Annotated in this window: 17 protein-coding genes; 10 read left to right on the forward strand and 7 right to left on the reverse strand. The window is 61.7% G+C overall.

What is annotated here, in order from left to right; all coding sequences use genetic code 11:
• Window positions 1-52: 52 nt before the first annotated feature.
• The 5 genes from bglX (at window position 53) to HCK03_RS08125 (ending at window position 6233) form a co-directional block, all read left to right on the forward strand.
• Complete coding sequence (gene bglX, locus HCK03_RS08105) at window positions 53-2350, forward strand: beta-glucosidase BglX (RefSeq protein ID WP_167691379.1); 2298 nt, start codon at window positions 53-55, stop codon at window positions 2348-2350.
• Window positions 2351-2490: 140 nt separating this feature from the next.
• Window positions 2491-3408 carry a glycine betaine ABC transporter substrate-binding protein OsmF gene (gene osmF, locus HCK03_RS08110; RefSeq protein ID WP_134527066.1) on the forward strand — a complete coding sequence of 306 codons (918 nt, stop codon included), beginning with the start codon at window positions 2491-2493 and terminating at the stop codon, window positions 3406-3408.
• Window positions 3409-3414: 6 nt separating this feature from the next.
• On the forward strand, window positions 3415-4572 hold the full coding sequence (locus HCK03_RS08115; protein WP_041147701.1) for an ABC transporter permease: 1158 nt from the start codon (window positions 3415-3417) through the stop codon (window positions 4570-4572).
• Window positions 4565-5512 (forward strand): ABC transporter ATP-binding protein, encoded by a 948-nt coding sequence (locus HCK03_RS08120; RefSeq protein ID WP_041146452.1) that lies wholly within the window; start codon window positions 4565-4567, stop codon window positions 5510-5512. The genes HCK03_RS08115 and HCK03_RS08120 overlap by 8 nt, the downstream gene beginning before the upstream one ends.
• A complete protein-coding gene (locus HCK03_RS08125; protein ID WP_123551728.1) occupies window positions 5496-6233 on the forward strand; it encodes an ABC transporter permease in 738 nt (245 codons plus the stop codon). Before HCK03_RS08120 ends, HCK03_RS08125 begins: the two co-directional genes overlap by 17 nt.
• Here the strand turns inward: HCK03_RS08125 and HCK03_RS08130 are convergent.
• Window positions 6208-6321 carry a protein YohO gene (locus tag HCK03_RS08130; protein WP_071844955.1) on the reverse strand — a complete coding sequence of 38 codons (114 nt, stop codon included), beginning with the start codon at window positions 6319-6321 and terminating at the stop codon, window positions 6208-6210. The genes HCK03_RS08125 and HCK03_RS08130 overlap by 26 nt on opposite strands.
• Before the next feature lie 59 nt (window positions 6322-6380).
• Window positions 6381-7112 (reverse strand): MerR family transcriptional regulator, encoded by a 732-nt coding sequence (locus tag HCK03_RS08135; protein WP_143717287.1) that lies wholly within the window; start codon window positions 7110-7112, stop codon window positions 6381-6383.
• 213 nt (window positions 7113-7325) lie between these two features.
• On the opposite strand from HCK03_RS08135, the gene HCK03_RS08140 reads away from it, so the two are divergent.
• Genes HCK03_RS08140 through HCK03_RS08150 form a run of 3 tightly spaced genes read left to right on the forward strand, consistent with a single transcriptional unit; the run spans window position 7326 to window position 10251 of the window.
• Entirely contained in the window at window positions 7326-9014 is a 1689-nt protein-coding gene (locus tag HCK03_RS08140; protein ID WP_041146449.1) for a sensor histidine kinase, read from the forward strand.
• The gene (gene btsR, locus HCK03_RS08145) at window positions 9008-9727 is read left to right on the forward strand and encodes a two-component system response regulator BtsR (RefSeq protein WP_041146448.1); all 720 of its coding nucleotides are present in this window, start codon (window positions 9008-9010) and stop codon (window positions 9725-9727) included. Before HCK03_RS08140 ends, btsR begins: the two co-directional genes overlap by 7 nt.
• 53 nt (window positions 9728-9780) lie before the next feature.
• Window positions 9781-10251, forward strand: a complete 471-nt coding sequence (locus HCK03_RS08150) for a YehS family protein (protein ID WP_041146447.1) — start codon at window positions 9781-9783, stop codon at window positions 10249-10251.
• 50 nt (window positions 10252-10301) lie between these two features.
• Here HCK03_RS08150 and HCK03_RS08155 read toward each other — a convergent pair whose 3' ends face one another.
• Together HCK03_RS08155 and metG are read right to left on the reverse strand one after the other, a co-directional pair.
• Entirely contained in the window at window positions 10302-10763 is a 462-nt protein-coding gene (locus tag HCK03_RS08155; protein WP_041146446.1) for a YehR family lipoprotein, read from the reverse strand.
• Between the two features lie 152 nt (window positions 10764-10915).
• On the reverse strand, window positions 10916-12949 hold the full coding sequence (metG, locus tag HCK03_RS08160; RefSeq protein ID WP_041147700.1) for a methionine--tRNA ligase: 2034 nt from the start codon (window positions 12947-12949) through the stop codon (window positions 10916-10918).
• Between the two features lie 153 nt (window positions 12950-13102).
• Between metG and apbC the strand changes: the two genes are divergently transcribed.
• Window positions 13103-14212, forward strand: coding sequence for an iron-sulfur cluster carrier protein ApbC (gene apbC / locus HCK03_RS08165; RefSeq protein WP_041146445.1), 1110 nt, complete (start codon window positions 13103-13105; stop codon window positions 14210-14212).
• 99 nt (window positions 14213-14311) lie between these two features.
• Here apbC and HCK03_RS08170 read toward each other — a convergent pair whose 3' ends face one another.
• The gene (locus HCK03_RS08170) at window positions 14312-14629 is read right to left on the reverse strand and encodes an RcnB family protein (protein WP_041146444.1); all 318 of its coding nucleotides are present in this window, start codon (window positions 14627-14629) and stop codon (window positions 14312-14314) included.
• Between the two features lie 176 nt (window positions 14630-14805).
• Between HCK03_RS08170 and HCK03_RS08175 the strand changes: the two genes are divergently transcribed.
• Window positions 14806-15720, forward strand: coding sequence for a LysR family transcriptional regulator (locus HCK03_RS08175; RefSeq protein WP_076945845.1), 915 nt, complete (start codon window positions 14806-14808; stop codon window positions 15718-15720).
• Here the strand turns inward: HCK03_RS08175 and HCK03_RS08180 are convergent.
• Window positions 15717-17060, reverse strand: a complete 1344-nt coding sequence (locus HCK03_RS08180) for an NCS2 family permease (protein ID WP_167691380.1) — start codon at window positions 17058-17060, stop codon at window positions 15717-15719. The two genes, HCK03_RS08175 and HCK03_RS08180, sit on opposite strands and share 4 nt — an antisense overlap.
• Before the next feature lie 2 nt (window positions 17061-17062).
• Window positions 17063-18868: an adenine deaminase gene (locus HCK03_RS08185; RefSeq protein WP_167691381.1), complete on the reverse strand. Its 1806-nt coding sequence runs from the start codon at window positions 18866-18868 to the stop codon at window positions 17063-17065.
• Window positions 18869-18925 lie beyond the last annotated feature (57 nt).

Raw genomic sequence — 18925 nt, forward strand, 5'->3', positions numbered from 1 at the left:
TAAAGTATAGGTTTCGCCAAAATCCTCGCTACTGGAAGAAAGAGAGATAACCATGAAATGGCTCTGTACTGTAGGCCTCGCCGTTAGCCTGGCGCTGCAACCCGCGCTGGCGGATGAACTGTTCGGCAACCATCCTTTGACTCCGCAGGCGCGGGATGCCTTCGTCAGCGAACTGCTGAAGAAAATGACGGTGGACGAAAAGATAGGCCAGCTGCGGCTGATTAGCGTCGGGCCGGATAACCCGAAAGAGGCGATCCGCGAGATGATCAAAGAGAGCCAGGTCGGGGCTATCTTTAACACCGTGACCCGCTCGGATATCCGCGTGATGCAGGACCAGGTGATGCAGCTCAGCCGGCTGAAAATCCCGCTGTTCTTCGCCTACGACGTGCTCCACGGCCAGCGCACCGTCTTCCCGATTAGCCTCGGCCTGGCCTCCTCCTTTAACCTCGACGCGGTCAATACCGTCGGGCGTATTTCGGCCTATGAAGCCGCCGACGATGGCCTCAACATGACCTGGGCGCCGATGGTGGATGTCTCCCGCGATCCGCGCTGGGGACGCGCCTCCGAGGGCTTTGGCGAAGATACCTATTTAACCACCATGATGGGCAAAGCGATGGTTGAGTCGATGCAGGGCAAGAGCCCGGCGGACCGCTACTCGGTGATGACCAGCGTGAAGCACTTCGCCGCCTACGGCGCGGTGGAGGGCGGTAAAGAGTACAACACCGTCGATATGAGCCCGCAGCGCCTGTTCAACGACTATATGCCTCCGTACAAAGCGGGGCTGGATGCCGGCAGCGGCGCGGTCATGGTGGCGCTTAACTCGCTCAACGGCACTCCGGCCACCTCCGACGCGTGGCTGCTAAAAGAGGTGCTGCGCGACGACTGGGGCTTTAAGGGCATTACCGTTTCCGACCACGGGGCGATCAAAGAGCTTATCAAGCACGGCGTTGCCTCCGACCCGGAAGACGCGGTGCGCGTGGCGCTGAAGTCCGGCATCAATATGAGCATGAGCGACGAGTACTACAGCAAATACCTGCCGGATCTGGTGAAGTCCGGCAAGGTGACGATGGCGGAGCTGGACGACGCGACGCGCCACGTGCTTAACGTCAAATACGACATGGGCCTGTTCAACGATCCGTACAGCCACCTGGGGCCGAAGGAGTCAGACCCGCAGGACACCAACGCCGAAAGCCGCCTGCATCGTAAAGAGGCCCGGGAAGTGGCGCGCGAAAGCCTGGTTCTGCTGAAAAACCGTCTCGAGACGCTGCCGCTGAAAAAATCGGGTACCGTGGCGGTCATCGGGCCGTTGGCCGACAGCAAGCGCGACATGATGGGCAGCTGGTCGGCGGCAGGCGTTGCCGACCAGTCGGTTACCGTGCTCACCGGGATTAAAACGGCGCTCGGCGATCGCGGCAAGGTGCTTTACGCCCGCGGTGCCAACGTGACCGACGATAAAGGCATCGTTGATTTCCTCAACCTGTATGAGAAAGCGGTGCAGGTCGATCCGCGCTCGCCGCAGGCGATGATCGACGAGGCGGTGGCCACCGCGAAGCAGTCCGACGTGGTCGTCGCGGTTGTCGGCGAAGCGCAGGGGATGGCGCACGAGGCCTCCAGCCGCACCGATATCACGCTGCCCAAGAGCCAGCGCGACTTAATCAGCGCCCTCAAAGCCACCGGTAAACCGCTGGTGCTGGTGCTGATGAACGGCCGCCCGCTGGCGCTGGTCAAAGAGGATCAGCAGGCTGACGCGATGCTGGAGACCTGGTTTGCCGGCACCGAAGGCGGCAACGCCATTGCCGACGTGCTGTTTGGCGACGCCAATCCGTCCGGCAAGCTGCCGATGTCGTTCCCGCGCTCGGTCGGGCAGATCCCGGTCTACTACAGCCACCTCAATACCGGTCGTCCTTACAACGCCGACAAGCCGAACAAGTACACCTCGCGCTACTTCGACGAGGCCAACGGCCCGCTCTACCCGTTCGGCTACGGCCTGAGCTACACCACCTTTAGCGTCTCTGACGTCAAAATGTCGGCACCGACCATGCAGGCCGACGGCAGCGTGACCGCCAGCGTGCAGGTGACCAATACCGGCAAGCGCGAAGGGGCCACGGTTATCCAGCTGTACCTGCAGGACGTGACCGCCTCGATGAGCCGTCCGGTGAAAATGCTGCGCGGCTTCAAGCGCGTCACGCTCAAGCCGGGCGAGACGCAAACCGTCAGCTTCCCGATTGAGGTTGACGCCCTGAAGTTCTGGAACCAGAAAATGAAATACGCCGCCGAGCCGGGCAAATTCAACGTCTTTATCGGCGTCGATTCCGCCCGCGTGAAGCAGGGCGAGTTTGAATTGCTCTAGTTCGGGCCGGCGCGATGCGCCGACTTTGCTCCTCTATCAGGCCGGGTAACCGGCCTTTTCTTTTCCTTTCATCGCGCATTTGGGCTACTCTTTTCTCTTAAGCTTCTGTAAATGGAGCGCAAATTAAAGAGGGATGCGGGATGAGGATTGCAAGCAAATGGTCGGGCGCGCTGGCGCTGGCAGCCCTGGTGAGCCTTCCGCTGCAGGCGGCGGAGCCGGTCAAAGTGGGCTCAAAAATTGACACCGAAGGGGCGCTGCTGGGCAATATTATTTTGCAGGTTCTTGAGAGCCACGGCGTAAAAACGGTGAACAAAATTCAGCTCGGCACCACGCCGGTAGTGCGCGGCGCCATTACCGCGGGCGAATTAGATATTTACCCTGAGTATACCGGCAACGGAGCCTTCTTCTTTAAGCAGGAGAACGACCCGGCGTGGAAAAACGCGCAGCAGGGTTATGAGAAGGTCAAAACCCTGGACGCCGAGAAGAATAAGCTCATCTGGCTAACGCCCGCGCCGGCCAACAACACCTGGACCATCGCCGTGCGTCAGGATGTGGCGCAAAAAAATCATCTCACTTCGCTGGCCGACCTGAGCGGCTATCTGCAAAAGGGCGGCGAATTTAAGCTGGCGGCCTCCGCGGAGTTTATCGAACGTCCGGATGCGCTCCCGGCCTTTGAAAAGGCCTACGATTTCAAGCTTAATCAAAGCCAGCTGCTGTCGCTGGCCGGCGGCGACACGTCGGTGACCATCAAGGCGGCGGCGCAGCAGACTTCCGGCGTCAACGCGGCGATGGCCTACGGGACCGACGGGCCGGTGGCCGCGCTCGGGCTGCAAACGCTGAGCGACCCGAAAGGCGTGCAGCCGATCTACGCCCCGGCGCCGGTCGTGCGCGAAGCGGTGCTGAAGGCCTATCCGCAGATAGCGCAGTGGCTGCAGCCGGTCTTCGCCAGCCTTGACGAAAAAACGCTGCAGCAGCTCAACGCCAGCATTGCGGTGGAGGGGCTGGACGCGAAGAAAGTTGCCGCAGACTATCTGCAGCAAAAAGGGCTGTTGAAGTAGGTTTTGGTGGCTATTCGTTGCTATAACCGCGTTTCGCTGCTGCTGGCACTTTTACTGCTGATGATGGTGGCGCTGCCGTTTGTTAACTATGCGCCGAACCGGCTGCTCTCCGGCGAGGCGCGCTGGCTGTGGCAGAGCTGGCCGTGGCTGGCTGCCGCGCAGCTGGGCATGGCGGCGGCCGTCCTGCTGCTTTGCGCGCTCCCCGGGCGCTTACCGCTGCTGTTAACTTTCCTGATAGCCGATGCGCTGCTGCCGCTGCTGTGGTACGGCGGCGGGCAGGCGGCGCTGCAGCTGGCGCAAAGCGGGTCGTCGCTGGCGCGCACGTCGCCGGGCAGTGGCCTGTGGCTCTCGCTGGCGCTGTGCCTGCTGCTGGCCAGCGATGCGATACGGCGCCTGACGGCACGCACCCTGTGGCGCTGGTTGCTCAATGCGCAAATCTGGCTCATTCCCTGCGTCCTGCTGGCGACGGGGAGGCTTGACTCGCTCTCGCTGCTAAAAGAGTACGCCAACCGCCAGGATATCTTTGACGATGCCCTGCGCCAGCACGTGCTCCTGCTGCTCGGTACGCTGCTGCCCGCTCTGCTCATCGGCGTACCGATGGGCGTGTGGGTCTGGCGGCAGCCGCGCTGGCAGGCGTCGGTGTTTACCTGCCTCAACGTCATTCAAACTATCCCTTCGGTGGCGCTCTTTGGCCTGCTGATCGCGCCGCTTGCCGGCCTGACGCGCCGCTTTCCCGCGCTGGCTGAGGCCGGCATCTCCGGCACCGGAACGGCGCCCGCGCTGATTGCGCTGGTGCTCTACGCGCTGCTGCCGCTGGTGCGCGGCGTGGTCACCGGTCTGCAGCAGGTGCCGCGCGAAGCGCTGGAAAGCGCGGCGGCGATGGGCATGAGCGCTTTCCAGCGTTTCTGGCAGGTACAGCTGCCGCTGGCGCTGCCGATACTGCTGCGCAGCCTGCGGGTGGTGAGCGTACAAACCGTCGGTATGGCGGTGGTGGCGGCGCTGATCGGCGCCGGGGGATTTGGCGCCCTGGTCTTCCAGGGCCTGCTCAGCAGCGCGCTGGACCTGGTGCTGCTCGGGGTGATCCCGACGATCGCGCTGGCGGTGGTGGTGGATGCGCTTTTTGCGCTGTGGGGCGCGTTGCTAAAAGGAGAGGCCGGTGATTGAATTTGACGGCGTAAGCAAATCGTTTGCCGGGCAGCCGGCGGTGAAAAACCTCAACCTGCATCTGCGGGAAGGGGCATTCTCGGTGCTGATCGGCACCTCCGGCTCGGGCAAGTCGACCACCCTGAAGATGATCAACCGGCTGGTCGAGCACGACAGCGGCACCATCCGCTTCGCCGGCCAGGATATTCGCGAGCAGCCGGTGCTGGCGCTGCGTCGGCGGATGGGCTATGCCATCCAGTCGATAGGCCTGTTTCCCCACTGGACGGTGGCGCAGAATATCGCCACCGTCCCGCAGCTGCAGAAGTGGCCGCGCCAAAAAGTGGATGCGCGGGTTGATGAGCTGATGGCGCTGCTGGGGTTGGAGGCTACGCTGCGGGCGCGCTATCCGCACCAGCTTTCCGGCGGCCAGCAGCAGCGGGTTGGCGTGGCGCGGGCGCTGGCGGCCAATCCGGAGGTGCTGCTGATGGACGAACCCTTCGGCGCGCTCGATCCGGTGACCCGCGAGGCGCTGCAGCAGGAGATGATCCGCATTCACCGGCTGCTGGGGCGCACCATTGTCCTGGTCACCCACGATATTGACGAGGCGCTGCGGCTGGCGGACCACCTGGTGCTGATGGACGGCGGGGAAGTGGTGCAGCAGGGGGAACCGCTGCAGATGCTGCTGCAGCCGAAGAACGACTTTGTTGAGACCTTTTTTGGCCGCAGCGAGCTTGGCGTGCGCCTGCTGTCGCTGCGCGGCGTCGGCGACTATCTGCGTCGCGATGAACGTCTCGCCGGCGATACCCTCAACGTGGCGATGACGCTGCGCGAGGCGCTGTCGCTGTTCGTGGCCCATCGCCGCGAGGTGCTGCCGGTGGTGGATGAACGGGGAGTCGCCTGCGGGACGCTGCACTTCGCCGATCTGCTGCGCGAGGGGGGGCGGCATGAAGGCTCTGCGTGATCCGCTGCTGTGGCTGCTGGCGCTGTTTATCGCCATTCTGCTGGCGCTTCCCTACAGCGCGCCGCTTTTTAGCGCCCTGTTTCCGGAGCTGCCGCGCCCGGTCTATCAGCAGCAGAGCTTTCTGGCCCTGACCCTCGCCCACTGCTGGCTGGTGGCGCTCTCCAGCCTCGCGGCAACGCTTATTGGCGTAGGCGCGGGGATTGCGGTAACCCGCCCCGCGGGCCGCGAATTTCGCCCGCTGGTGGAGACCATCGCCGCCATGGGGCAAACCTTTCCGCCGGTGGCGGTGCTGGCGATTGCGGTTCCGGTGCTGGGGTTTGGCTGGGAGCCGGCGCTGATTGCGCTGGCGCTGTACGGCATTCTGCCGGTGCTGCAGGGCACACTAGCGGGCCTGAGCGCGGTGCCCTCGGGGGCGCTTGAGGTGGCGCAGGGAATGGGGATGACCGGCTGGCAGCGGCTGGTAAAAGTCGAGCTGCCGCTGGCGGCGCCGGTGATGCTGGCCGGTATTCGCACTTCGACGATCGTCAATATGGGGACGGCGACGATTGCCTCAACCGTCGGGGCCAATACGCTCGGCACGCCGATCGTCATTGGCCTGAGCGGGTTTAATACCGCCTATGTACTGCAGGGGGCGCTGCTGGTGGCGCTGGCGGCGATCGTGGTCGATCGCGGGTTTGAGCGGCTGAATCAGCGAATCAGCCGACACCACCGCGAACGATAAAGGAGTAACCGGCAAGCATAACGCCGCTGATCCCGCCGATAGCCATAAATAAGAACAGGGTAATAACCGCAATTTTTGCTGGCTTCATAATAGGCTCCTGATGTTAACGGGGCGATTATACGGTGAAGCGCAGGTGTTAATGAAACATTAATTGCTATTTAGCCAGATAACGCGCCCCTGCTGCTGCCACTCCAGCAGCTGCTCCTGCTCGGAGGCAGCGGGCGTTTCACCGCACCACACCAGCAGGGTGCTCTCGGGGAACAGCTCCGGGCGAATCTGCGTCAGCGAGTGGGCGACGACGTCGACCCGCCAGCCCTGTTCGCTGGCCACCCAGCCCTCCAGCCACAGCCGGGCGATGTCGCCGCTGTTCCAGCCCACCACCAGCGCGTGGCTGCCCGGGTGCTTCCAGGCGCTGGCGAGGCTCTGCGCAATATGGTTGATGAGGATCCCGTCGAGAATGCCGCGCAGCGCGATAAGCGTTGGCTGGGGGCTGAGCAGACGATGGCGTAAAGGAACGAAGAGGTGGTTGACCAGGGTGTGCGCCGGATAGCTGTGGCTGCGCTCTTTAATCCACGTCCGCAGGCGATGGTAGCTGCCGTCGTGGAGCAGCGTCAGCACGATCTCCTGCTGTTCGCGCCAGCCGCCTTGCTCCTGCGGGTCGCTGTCGGCGAGCAGCGTTTTGACTTTTCCTACCTGAACGCCGGAGTCAATCCAGCGCTTAATTTCGCGGATGCGGTCAATTTCCTGCTCGTTGAACAGGCGGTGGCCGCCGTCGGTACGCTGAGGTTTAAGCAGTCCGTAGCGCCGCTGCCAGGCGCGAAGCGTGACCGGGTTAACATCGCAAAGCTGGGCCACTTCACCAATCGTATAAAGCGTCATCTCTTCCCCTCCCGCAGAATTCTCCTCCCTATAACTGTAGAAGCTGTTTGTGGAAGGGGAAATATTTGCTCATTTTTTGTGCTGCCAAAAGAGAGCGAGGCGCTAAGAAGTGTGATCGCGGCCATGAATGTTCATTTTCTTGTAGCGCTTCAAAGAAAGATTTTCCCCGGCGGTGTATGTTACGCGCTTTCAGGTGATGTGTGGTCTGCGGGTATGTACGAGTTCGATCTGGTGTTGCTGCTGCTTCAGCAGATGTGCGTCTTTTTAGTCATCGCGTGGCTGATGAGCAAGACGCGGCTGTTCATCCCCCTGATGCAGGTTACCGTCCGTCTGCCGCACAAGCTGCTGTGCTACGTCACCTTCTCCATTTTCTGCATTCTCGGGACCTACTTCGGCCTGCATATCGAAGACTCTATCGCCAATACCCGGGCCATCGGCGCGGTGATGGGCGGCCTGCTCGGCGGGCCAGTGGTCGGTGGCCTCGTCGGGCTGACCGGCGGGCTGCACCGCTACTCGCTTGGCGGCATGACCGCGCTAAGCTGCATGGTTTCCACCATTGTTGAAGGGCTGCTTGGCGGGCTGGTGCACAGCATCCTCGTCAAGCGCGGGCGGCCGGATAAGGTCTTTAGCCCGCTGACTGCCGGGGCGATCACCTTCTTTGCCGAACTGGTGCAGATGATGATCATCCTGCTGATCGCGCGCCCGTTTCAGGATGCCCTGCATCTGGTGCAGAGCATTGCCGCGCCGATGATGGTCACCAACACCGTTGGCGCCGCGCTGTTTATGCGTATCCTGCTCGATAAGCGGGCGATGTTTGAAAAATACACCTCGGCGTTTTCCGCCACCGCGCTGAAGGTCGCGGCCTCGACGGAGGGGATCCTGCGCCAGGGGTTTAACGAAGAGAACAGCATGCGGGTGGCGCAGGTGCTTATCCAGGAGCTGGATATCGGCGCGGTGGCGATTACCGATCGCGACCGGCTGCTGGCCTTCACCGGCATCGGCGACGATCACCATCTACCCGGCAAGCCGATCTCCTCCCTCTACACCCAAAAGGCGATCGACAGCGGAGAAGTGGTGTATGCCGACGGCAACGAGGTTCCCTACCGCTGCTCAATCCATCCGCACTGCAAGCTCGGCTCGACGCTGGTGATCCCGCTGCGCGGCGAGAACCAGCGGGTGATTGGCACCATCAAGCTGTATGAGGCCAAGAACCGGCTGTTCAGCTCAATCAACCGCACGCTGGGCGAGGGGATTGCCCAGCTGCTGTCGGCGCAAATTCTTGCCGGGCAGTATGAGCGCCAGAAGGCGCTGCTCACCCAGTCGGAAATTAAGCTGCTGCATGCCCAGGTTAACCCCCATTTTCTGTTCAACGCCCTCAATACCCTGAAGGCGGTGATCCGCCGCGACAGCGACCAGGCCGGCCAGCTGGTGCAGTATCTGTCGACCTTCTTTCGCAAGAACCTGAAGCGGCCGTCGGAGATTGTCACCCTGGCGGATGAGATTGAGCATGTGAACGCCTACCTGCAGATTGAAAAGGCGCGTTTCCAGACCAATCTACAGATTCAGATGCTGGTGCCCGAGGCGCTGGCGCATCACCAGCTGCCGGCGTTTACGCTGCAGCCGATCGTTGAAAACGCCATTAAGCACGGCACCTCGCAGCATCTTGGGGTGGGCGAGATTATCATTCGCGCCAGCCAGGATGAGCGCTGGCTGCAGCTGGATATCGAAGATAACGCCGGGCTCTATCAGGCCAATCCGGACGCCAGCGGACTCGGTATGAGCCTGGTGGACCGGCGGCTGCGGGCGCGATTTGGCGCCGAGTGTGGAATTACCGTGACCTGTGAAGCCGAGCGCTTTACCCGCGTTACGCTGCGACTGCCCGTGGAGGAGAGCGCGTGTTAAAAGTACTGATAGTTGATGATGAGCCGCTGGCGCGTGAAAACCTGCGGATCCTGCTGGAAGCGCAGAGCGATATCGAGGTCGTGGGCGAGTGCGGTAACGCCGTTGAGGCGATCGGCGCGGTGCACAAGCTGCGCCCGGACGTGCTGTTCCTCGACATCCAGATGCCGCGCATCAGCGGGCTGGAGATGGTCGGCATGCTCGACCCGGAGCATCGGCCCTATATCGTGTTCCTGACCGCCTTCGACGAATACGCGGTGAAGGCGTTCGAGGAGCACGCGTTTGACTATCTGCTCAAGCCGATTGAGGGCGCGAGGCTGGATAAAACCCTCGCGCGCCTGCGCCAGGAGCGCAGCCTGCAGGATATCTCGCTGCTCGACGACGCCCGGCAGGCGCTGAAGTATATTCCCTGCAGCGGGCATAGTCGGATCTGGCTGCTGCAGATGGAGGACGTGGCGTTTGTCAGCAGCCGGATGAGCGGTATCTACGTCACCGACAGCGAAGGGAAGGAGGGCTTTACCGAGCTGACCCTGCGCACCCTCGAGAGCCGAACGCCGCTGCTGCGCTGCCACCGCCAGTATCTGGTCAATATGGCCCACCTGAAGGAGATCCGTCTCGAGGAGAATGGCCAGGCCGAGCTGCTGATGCGCGCCGGGCACACGGTGCCGGTCAGCCGCCGCTACTTAAAAAGTCTGAAAGAGGCGATTGGTCTGTAAAACGGCAGAATCGTGGTAGACTTAGCGCCAGTATTTTTCATCATGAAGGCATTATGATCAGCAACGATATCCTACGTAGCCTGCGCTACACCTTGAAAACCAATAATGATGGCCTGGTGCGTATTTTCGCGCTCGGCGATTCCGTCGTCAGCGCAGAGCAGCTGGTACCGTGGCTGAAAAAAGAGGATGAGGAAGGCTTCCAGCGCTGCCCGGATATCCTTCTGTCGATCTTCCTCAACGGTCTGATTTACGATAAACGCGGTAAAGATGAGTCCGCACCGCCGCTGGCGGTGGAGCGTCGGGTGAATAACAATATCGTGCTGAAAAAGCTGCGTATCGCCTTCTCCCTGAAGACCGACGACATTCTCGCCATTCTGACCCAGCAGCAGTTCCGCGTCTCGATGCCGGAAATTACCGCCATGATGCGCGCGCCGGAGCATAAAAACTTCCGCGAGTGCGGCGACCAGTTCCTGCGCTATTTCCTGCGCGGTCTGACCGAGCGCGTTCACGCCGCTAAAGCCTGAGTTTCAGCCTCAGGCAGCCCGGCTGACGCAACGCTTAGCCGGGCGATGACCTACTTCACTTCCTGAAAACCCTGCTCTTCGAGTAATTTTGTCGACACCGACATCGACACGAACTGCCGCGAGCAGTCGGTAAACATCGATCCCGGCAGCTTGCACAGCTCGCTGATTTTCGCCTCGCTAAAATCGACGCTCAGATGCTCCAGGGCATAGCTGTCTTTGTAGTCGATGGTCTGCTCCACACCCTTTATGCTGCGGTAAACGCTGCTCATCGGTTCAATAATCGCCCGCGCCTGCTCTTTATTGCTGGCGCCGATGGTTTTATAGGGGATGGTGTTGTTGGCATCCTGGCGCAGCACCTTGTCGCCATCATAATAGTAGGTAAAGCTGAGCTCGACGCCTTCGGCCGCGCGGTTAAAGGTTTTGCTCTGCTCTTTTTTGTTGTCGCAGCCGGCCAGCGCCGTGGCAAGGAGAGCGGCGACGGCGATTGCGGTCAGCCTGTGTGTGTATTTCATCCCGGTTCCCTGTGTTGGTATGTATACCGTTCCGTTGTCAGAATAGCGTATTGAGTATTGTTCTTATCCGCGAGGGGTGCAAATAAAAGCGCCCGTCCGGGCGGGCGACAGGCAAAAAAAAAACGCTGCCGGGGCAGCGTTTTTCGCGGAGATTATTTGACCTGTTGGCCAGGCTGGGCGCCGCTGTCCGGGCTGAGCAGGAAGATATCTTTCCCGCCAGGGCCCGCCGCCATCACCATCCCTTCGGAGATGCCGAAGCGCATTTTGCGCGGCGCGAGGTTCGCCACCATCACCGTCAGGCGGCCAATCAGCGCCTGCGGATCGGGGTAGGCGCTGCGGATGCCGGAGAAGACGTTGCGCTTCTCGCCGCCGATATCCAGCGTCAGGCGCAGCAGCTTGTCGGAACCGTCGACGAATTCGGCGTTTTCAATCAGCGCGATGCGCATATCCACTTTAGCAAAATCATCAAAGGTGATGGTTTCCTGCAGCGGATCGTCCGCCAGAGGGCCGCTGACCGGTGCGGAGAGCGCCTTCACCTCTTCCTTCGATGCTTCTACCAGCGCCTCAACCTGCTTCATTTCGATGCGGTTATACAGCGCTTTGAAGGTGTTGACCTTATGCGCCAGCAGCGGCTGCTGAACGGCATCCCAGCTCAGTTCGCTGTTGAGGAACGCTTCGGCGCGGGCGGTCAGCTGCGGCAGCACCGGCTTGAGCCAGGTCATCAGCACGCGGAACATATTCAGGCCCATGGTACAGATCGCCTGCAGATCGGCATCGCGGCCCTCCTGTTTGGCGACTACCCACGGCGCCTGCTCGTCAACGTAGCGGTTTGCCACGTCGGCCAGCGCCATGATTTCACGGATGGCCTTACCGAACTCGCGGCTGTCCCAGGCTTCGCCAATGCTTGCTGCCGCATCGGTGAAGGTTTGATACAGCGCCGGGTCCGCAAGCTCAGCCGCCAGCATGCCGTCGAAACGTTTGGCGATAAAGCCGGCGTTGCGCGATGCGAGGTTAACCAGCTTGTTGACGATGTCAGCATTCACACGCTGAATGAAGTCTTCGAGGTTCAGGTCGATATCGTCGATGCGCGAAGAGAGCTTGGCGGCGTAGTAGTAGCGCAGGCTGTCGGCATCAAAGTGGTTCAGCCAGGTGCTGGCCTTGATGAAGGTACCGCGCGATTTAGACATCTTCGCGCCGTTGACCGTCACGTAGCCGTGAACGAACAGGTTGGTTGGCTTGCGGAAGCCGCTGCCTTCCAGCATCGCCGGCCAGAACAGGCTGTGGAAGTAGACGATATCCTTGCCGATAAAGTGATACAGCTCGGCGTCAGAGTCTTTCTTCCAGTAGGCGTCAAAGCTTTCGCTGTCGCCGCGCTTGTCGCACAGGTTTTTGAAGGAACCCATGTAGCCGATCGGCGCGTCCAGCCAGACGTAGAAGTATTTGCCCGGCGCGTTGGGGATTTCGAAGCCGAAGTACGGCGCATCGCGGGAGATGTCCCACTGCTGGAGGCCCGACTCGAACCACTCCTGCATCTTATTCGCCACTTGCTCCTGCAGCGCGCCGCTGCGGGTCCACGCCTGCAGCATCTCGCTAAAGGAGGGCAGGTCGAAGAAGAAGTGCTCGGACTCACGCATCACCGGCGTCGCGCCGGAAACCACCGATTTCGGCTCGATAAGCTCGGTCGGGCTGTAGGTCGCGCCGCACACTTCGCAGTTATCGCCGTACTGATCCGGTGATTTGCATTTCGGGCAGGTTCCCTTCACGAAACGGTCAGGGAGGAACATCCCTTTTTCCGGATCGTAGAGCTGAGAGATGGTGCGGTTTTTAATAAAACCGTTCTCTTTCAGGCGCGAGTAGATAAGCTCCGACAGCTCGCGGTTTTCGTCGCTGTGGGTGGAGTGGTAGTTATCGTAGCTAATGTCGAAACCGGCAAAATCGGTCTGGTGCTCCTGACTCATCTCGCCAATCATCTGCTCCGGAGAGACGCCAAGCTGCTGAGCTTTCAGCATGATCGGCGTGCCGTGGGCGTCATCGGCGCAGATGAAGTTGACCTCGTGGCCGCGCATTCGCTGGTAACGGACCCAGACATCAGCCTGGATGTGCTCCAGCATGTGGCCGAGGTGGATTGAGCCGTTGGCGTACGGCAGTGCGCACGTTACCAGAATTTTCTTCGCGACTTGAGTCATAGTGAGCATTACATCTTCTGTTGTAAAAAGGGCTTCCGATATTACCAAAAGGGCACTGGGTGCGCCATAAATGGCTGACCATATATGGATAATCCTCAGCTGTGATAAACTCAATCATTACTGAAAGCATCTCATAACAACAAAGGAGTCGGGATGAATTCGCAATCCCAGGCCAAATCCCCCGAACGTCTACGCGCGATGGTCGCCGGAACGCTGGCTAATTTTCAGCACCCCACTTTGAAGCATAATCTCACCGCGCTGAAGGCGCTGCACCACGTTGCCTGGCTGGACGACACCGTGCATATCGAGATTCAGATGCCATTCGTCTGGCACAGCGCTTTTGAAGCCCTGAAAGAGCAGTGCAGCGCCGAGCTGCTGCGCATTACCGGCGCGCAGGCTATCGACTGGAAGCTGACGCACAGCATCGCCACCCTGAAGCGGGTGAAAAACCAGCCGGGCGTTAACGGCGTGAAGAATATTATTGCCGTGAGCTCCGGCAAGGGCGGCGTCGGCAAATCGTCTACGGCGGTTAACCTCGCGCTGGCGCTGGCGGCGGAAGGGGCGAAGGTCGGTATTCTCGACGCCGATATTTACGGCCCGTCGATTCCTACCATGCTGGGCGCTGAAGATCAGCGTCCCACCTCGCCGGACGGCACCCATATGGCGCCGATTATGAAATTCGGCCTCGCCACCAACTCCATCGGCTATCTGGTGACTGATGAGAATGCCATGGTGTGGCGCGGCCCGATGGCCAGTAAAGCGCTGATGCAGATGCTGCAGGAGACGCTGTGGCCGGATCTCGACTATCTGGTGCTGGATATGCCGCCGGGCACCGGCGACATTCAGCTGACGCTGGCGCAGAACATCCCGGTGACCGGCGCGCTGGTGGTCACCACGCCGCAGGACATCGCGCTGATCGATGCCAAAAAGGGCATCGTGATGTTCGAAAAAGTGGAGGTGCCGGTGCTGGGTATCGTGGAGAACATGAGCATGCATATTTGCAGCAACTGTGGTCACCATGAGGCTATCTTTGGCACCGGCGGTGCGCAGAAGCTGGCGGAAAAATATCACACCCAGCTGCTCGGCCAGCTGCCGCTGCACATTCATCTGCGCGAGGACCTGGATAACGGGACCCCGACGGTGATCGCCCGCCCGGAAAGCGAGTTTACCGATATCTATCGCCAGCTGGCAGGGCGCGTAGCGGCCCAGCTCTACTGGCAGGGTGAGGTTATCCCCAGCGAGATCGCCTTCCGCGCGGTGTAAGCGTCGCGGATAAAACAACGCCCGGGACTTCGCTGCGCCATGCGGGAGCAGCAGAAGGACCGGGCGTTTTTCGTGGCGGCAAGCGGCCGCTACGCACAATCAGTGCTGGTAGAAAATCTCGCCGTCGTAAATTTTGACAATTTTGCCTTCCGGCTCGGTGACCAGCACGTAGCTGCCGCCCATATAGGTCCAGTGGGTGTTGGCGTCTGGCGCCGGCAGGTGGCGCTGCTGCCACTGCTTAATGGTGTACTCCGGGGTCATATACAGCGGCGGTACGCTATCGCCGACGCGAAACTGCTGGAAGTCGGAGGTCACGCCGTCCAGCTCATATTTCTGCAGATCGGCGGCGGAGACCGACCCAACTGCGCAGGTGCCGGCCAGCAGTACGCCCAGAAGCATCATTTTTGTTTTACGCATAAATTCCTCATTATTATCCTGGACACAAAATCGCAGCCTCGTATCATTCCGAAGCATGAGGGCGATGGCAAGTACTGGTTGATTAAAAATGTAAGCAAACGATGGTGCCGATTACGCGATTCAGCAAACCGCGCCTGTTTTAGGAAAAGTCCGGGGATCCGGAGGTGGGAGTGAATATGTTCAGGCTGGAAGATCTGACGTTATTTGTCCGCGCGGCGGCGTTGGGCAGCTTTAGCGACGCGGCGCGGGAGGTCGGGCAGCAACCGGCGCAGGTCAGCGCGGCGATTAAGCGTCTGGAGACCACGCTGAATATCCGCCTTTTTGCCCGCTCAACCCGCAGCCTGCGCCTGACCCCCGAAGGGGAGACCTGGCTGCCCTATGCCACGCAGATGCTCGATACCCTGCACGCCGGGCTGCAAAAGATTCAGCTGCCGGATGACCAAATCCGCGGCACGCTGCAAATTGCGGTGCCCTCCGACCTCGGGCGTAACCTGCTGCTGACCGTGTTTCGCGGATTTCGCCAACGCTACCCGGAGCTCAGGCTGCGTATCCTGTTCTCCGATCACCGCACCGACGTGTTTAAAGATCCGGTCGACGTGGCCTTTCGCTACGGCGATAACGACGACGCGTCGTTTATCTCGCTGCCGGTGGCGGCGGAAAACCGCCGGGTGCTGGTGGCTTCCCCGGCGTGGATCGCCGAACACGGTGAACCGCAAACCCTGGAGGAGCTGGCGCAGCGTAACGCTCTGCTGTACGTGCTGCGCGGCAGGCAGTTCGATCGCTGGCCGTTAAGCCTGGCGGGTGAGGTTCAGCATCTGCAGGTTTCTGGCGTTATCGTCAGTGACGATGCGGAAGTGATTCGCCGCCTGGCAATTGCCGGGGAGGGGTTTGCCTACAAGTCCTGGCTCGACGTCAGCGACGATATTCGCGCCGGGCGGCTGCAGGTCCTGCTGCCGCAGTATCAGGGCGACCGGGTGCCGCTGAATATGATTTGCCCGCACCGCAAGCAGCTCTCTGCCGCGGTGCGTTTGCTGTATGAAGAGGTGAAGGCCCGCTGCGAGGCGCTGCACAACCAGCGCCCGGCGCCCTAGTGCCTGACCAGGGTCGCGAAGTAGTAGACCAGCGGAATCGCGAGGATCCACAGCCCTAACGGGATCTCGCGCCACTTTCCGGCCACGCTCTTAATCACCACGTAGAACAGCAGCCCGCCGGCGATGCCAGTACCGAAGCTGTTGGCAATCAGGGTGATCATCACCATCATCAGCACCGGCAGCCCGTCGGTAAAGTTGGCTAAATCGACCTTGCGCAGGCCGCTGAACATATTCAGGCCAATCAGGATCAGCGCCGGCGCGGTGGCCTCTTTGGGGATCATCAGCGCAATCGGGGTAAACAGCAGCATCAGCAGGAACATCACCGCCGCCGCCAGCGCCGTCAGCCCGGTCTTACCGCCGGCTTCGGCCGCCGCGGAGGACTCAATCAGCGCGGTGGCCGCCGGAATGCCGACCCACGGCCCGATGGCCGCAGCAATGGAGTCAACCATAAACGGCCGGTTGATGTGCACCATATTGCCCTCTTCATCCAGCAGTCCCGCCTCGCCGCCTACCGCCAAAGTGGTTCCCATGGTGGAGAAAAACTCGGAGGCGAAAAAGATAAACAGAAACGGCAGAAAGGCGATATTCAGCGCGCCGAGCATATCGACGTGGCCGAGAACCGGCGTCAGCGAGTGCGGCATGGCGATAAAGCTGGTCGGCAGCCGGGTGACGCCGAACGGGATCCCGACAAGGGTGGCAACGAGGATCGCCCACAGGATCGCACCCGGAATGCGCCGCGCCTGCAGCGCAATGGCGAGAAACAGGCCGCACAGCGCTACCAGCGCGCCGGGGGAGAGGAAGTCGCCGAGCATCAGGGCGTTGGTTTTCGCATTCGCCAGCACCAGGCCGGCGTTGCGAAAGCCGAGAACCGCCACGAACAGCCCGATGGAGGCGGTGAGCCCCAGCTTGATCGACTGCGGCACCGAGCGGGTCACCACCTCGCGCAGGCCGAATTTGGTCAGCAGGAAGAACAGAATCCCGGACCAGCAGGCGATGCCGAGGCCGATTTGCCAGCCGATGCCTTCGCTCCCTGCGAGGGTGACGCCCACCAGCACCGACCCGCCGATGCCGGGGCCGACGATAAACGGCAGGTTCGCGTAGAACGCCATCAGCAGCGTGCCGGCGACGAAGACCAAAATGGTTCCGGTAGTGACCGCGCCTTTATCCATTCCGCCAACCGCCAGCAGGCCGGGGATCACCACCAGCAGATAGGCGGCGGCGAGAAAGCCGGTGACCCCCGCCAGGCACTCGGTGCGTAGCGTGCTGCCGCGGGAGTAGAGGGCAAATCGCTGTTCCAGCCAGCGGCCCCGGGTTGATGCAGGAAGCGTGTTGTCAGCCATTATCAGGCTCCGTGATTATTGTTGTGGGTATGCTCCGGGGTTTCCCGGCAGGCTATCAGCGGGTCGACGATCCGGCGGGTGGTGCCGTCGGTCAAGCCCAAATCGGTCAAATGCGGCCCGGCGTTGCAGGCGAGGCAGGTCCCCTCGATGGCCTTAAACACCCGGTACGGCGGCTCCCAGTCGGCAATTTCAGCGCTCAGGTCGCGCAGCTCGCGGAACTGGCGCGCCAGCTCCGTCGCCGGCAGGTCGGAAAGCATTCCGGCAATCGGCATGGCGACGTGGGCCAGAATCTCCCCCCGCTGCGCCAGCGCCATGCCGCCGCCGGAGGCGATCAGCCGGTTGGCGGCCCGCGCCATCTCTTCGGCGTCTCGCCCGAGCACCACGAGGTTATGCGAGTCGTGGGAGTAGCTGGTGGCAATCGCCCCGCGCAGCTCGCCCCAGCCCTCAAGCAGGGCAATCTGCGGCGTCGCCTGATGGCGACCGTGGCGGTGCTTGACCCAAATCAGGCTGAAGCCGTCGGGCAGCTGGACTTTGCCGTCGCGGATCTGCACCTCAACTTCTCCCCACTGCGTAAAGCGCGCGCCGCGAATATGCCGCAGGCGGGCAACGCCGTGGTGAATACCGGCCACCTTAAGGATAAAGTCGTCGGCGCTCAGCGGCGCAAGCTGCAGGGTATCGCGCGGCGGCGTGACGCCGGTGGCCGCAGGGATTGGCCGGCACAGCCGCCCGTCCCGGGCAATCAGCTTCCCGGCAACGTAGACCTCGCGCGCCTGCAGCTTATCCAGATCGGGAAACACCACCAGGTCCGCGCGGCGGCCGGCGGCAATCAGGCCTAAATCATGGCGCTGCAGGCGGATCGCTGAGTTCAGCGTAGCGAAGCGCAGGGCATCGGTGGCCGGCAGGCCGTGCCCGATCAGCAGGTTGAGCAGGGCGATAATGCCGCCTTTTTCCAGCAGCATATCCGGCGGCACGTCGTCGGTGCAGACGGTGATCTGCGAGGAGAGGTGCGGCAGGGTTTTCAGCGCCTTGACGATATCCTCCAGCAGATAGGGGTGCGAGCCGCGAATTTGCAGCGTCAGTCCGGCGCGCAGCTTTTCCAGCGCATCCTCCGCCGAGGTGAGTTCATGATCGGAGGTGACGCCGGCGGCCAGATAGGCCTGCAGGTCCGCGCCGTTCAGCCCGCGGGCGTGGCCTTCAATCAGCTTGCCGCTGTCCAGGCCCGCCTGAACTATCTCCTGCATCCGCTCGCTGGCGTGCAGCACGCCGTGCATGTCCATCACTTCCGCCACGCCGCGCACCTCCGGCCACGCCAGCATGGTGGTCATCTCTTCTCCGGCAAAATCGGCGCCGGACATCTCCAGCCCGGGCGTGGACGGGACGCTGGAAGGGGCGGCGACCATCACCTCGAGCGGCAGATTGCGGCTGGCGGCAACGGCGTAGCGCACGCCTTCCACGCCGAGCACGTTGGCCAGCTCGTGCGGATCCCAAAATACCGCCGTGGTGCCCTGGGCGAGGACGATTTCCGCGTAGCGCTCGGGGGGGAGATGGGAGCTTTCGAGATGGACGTGGGTATCCATCAACCCCGGGGAGAGGTAGGCGCCCTGCAGGTCGCGGGATTCAGCGGCGTCGCTGCGGCTGCCGCGCGGATGGACGCTGGCAATCATCTCGCCGACGATGCCGACGTCGGCGGCGCGGAGTTCCCCGGTGACCATATCAACGATCTGCCCTCCGGTGAGTAACAGGTCGAACGGCAATTCGCCCCGGGCGGCCTGGACGGCGCGGCGGCGGTTTTCAGCACTGCTGGACATAACAACTCCGGCACAAGGATAATGGCGCTACTCTAGGGGCACAGCAAACGTTTGCCC

Origin of the sequence: Klebsiella terrigena, from assembly GCF_012029655.1 — a bacterium.
Classification (GTDB): Bacteria; Pseudomonadota; Gammaproteobacteria; order Enterobacterales; family Enterobacteriaceae; genus Klebsiella; species Klebsiella terrigena.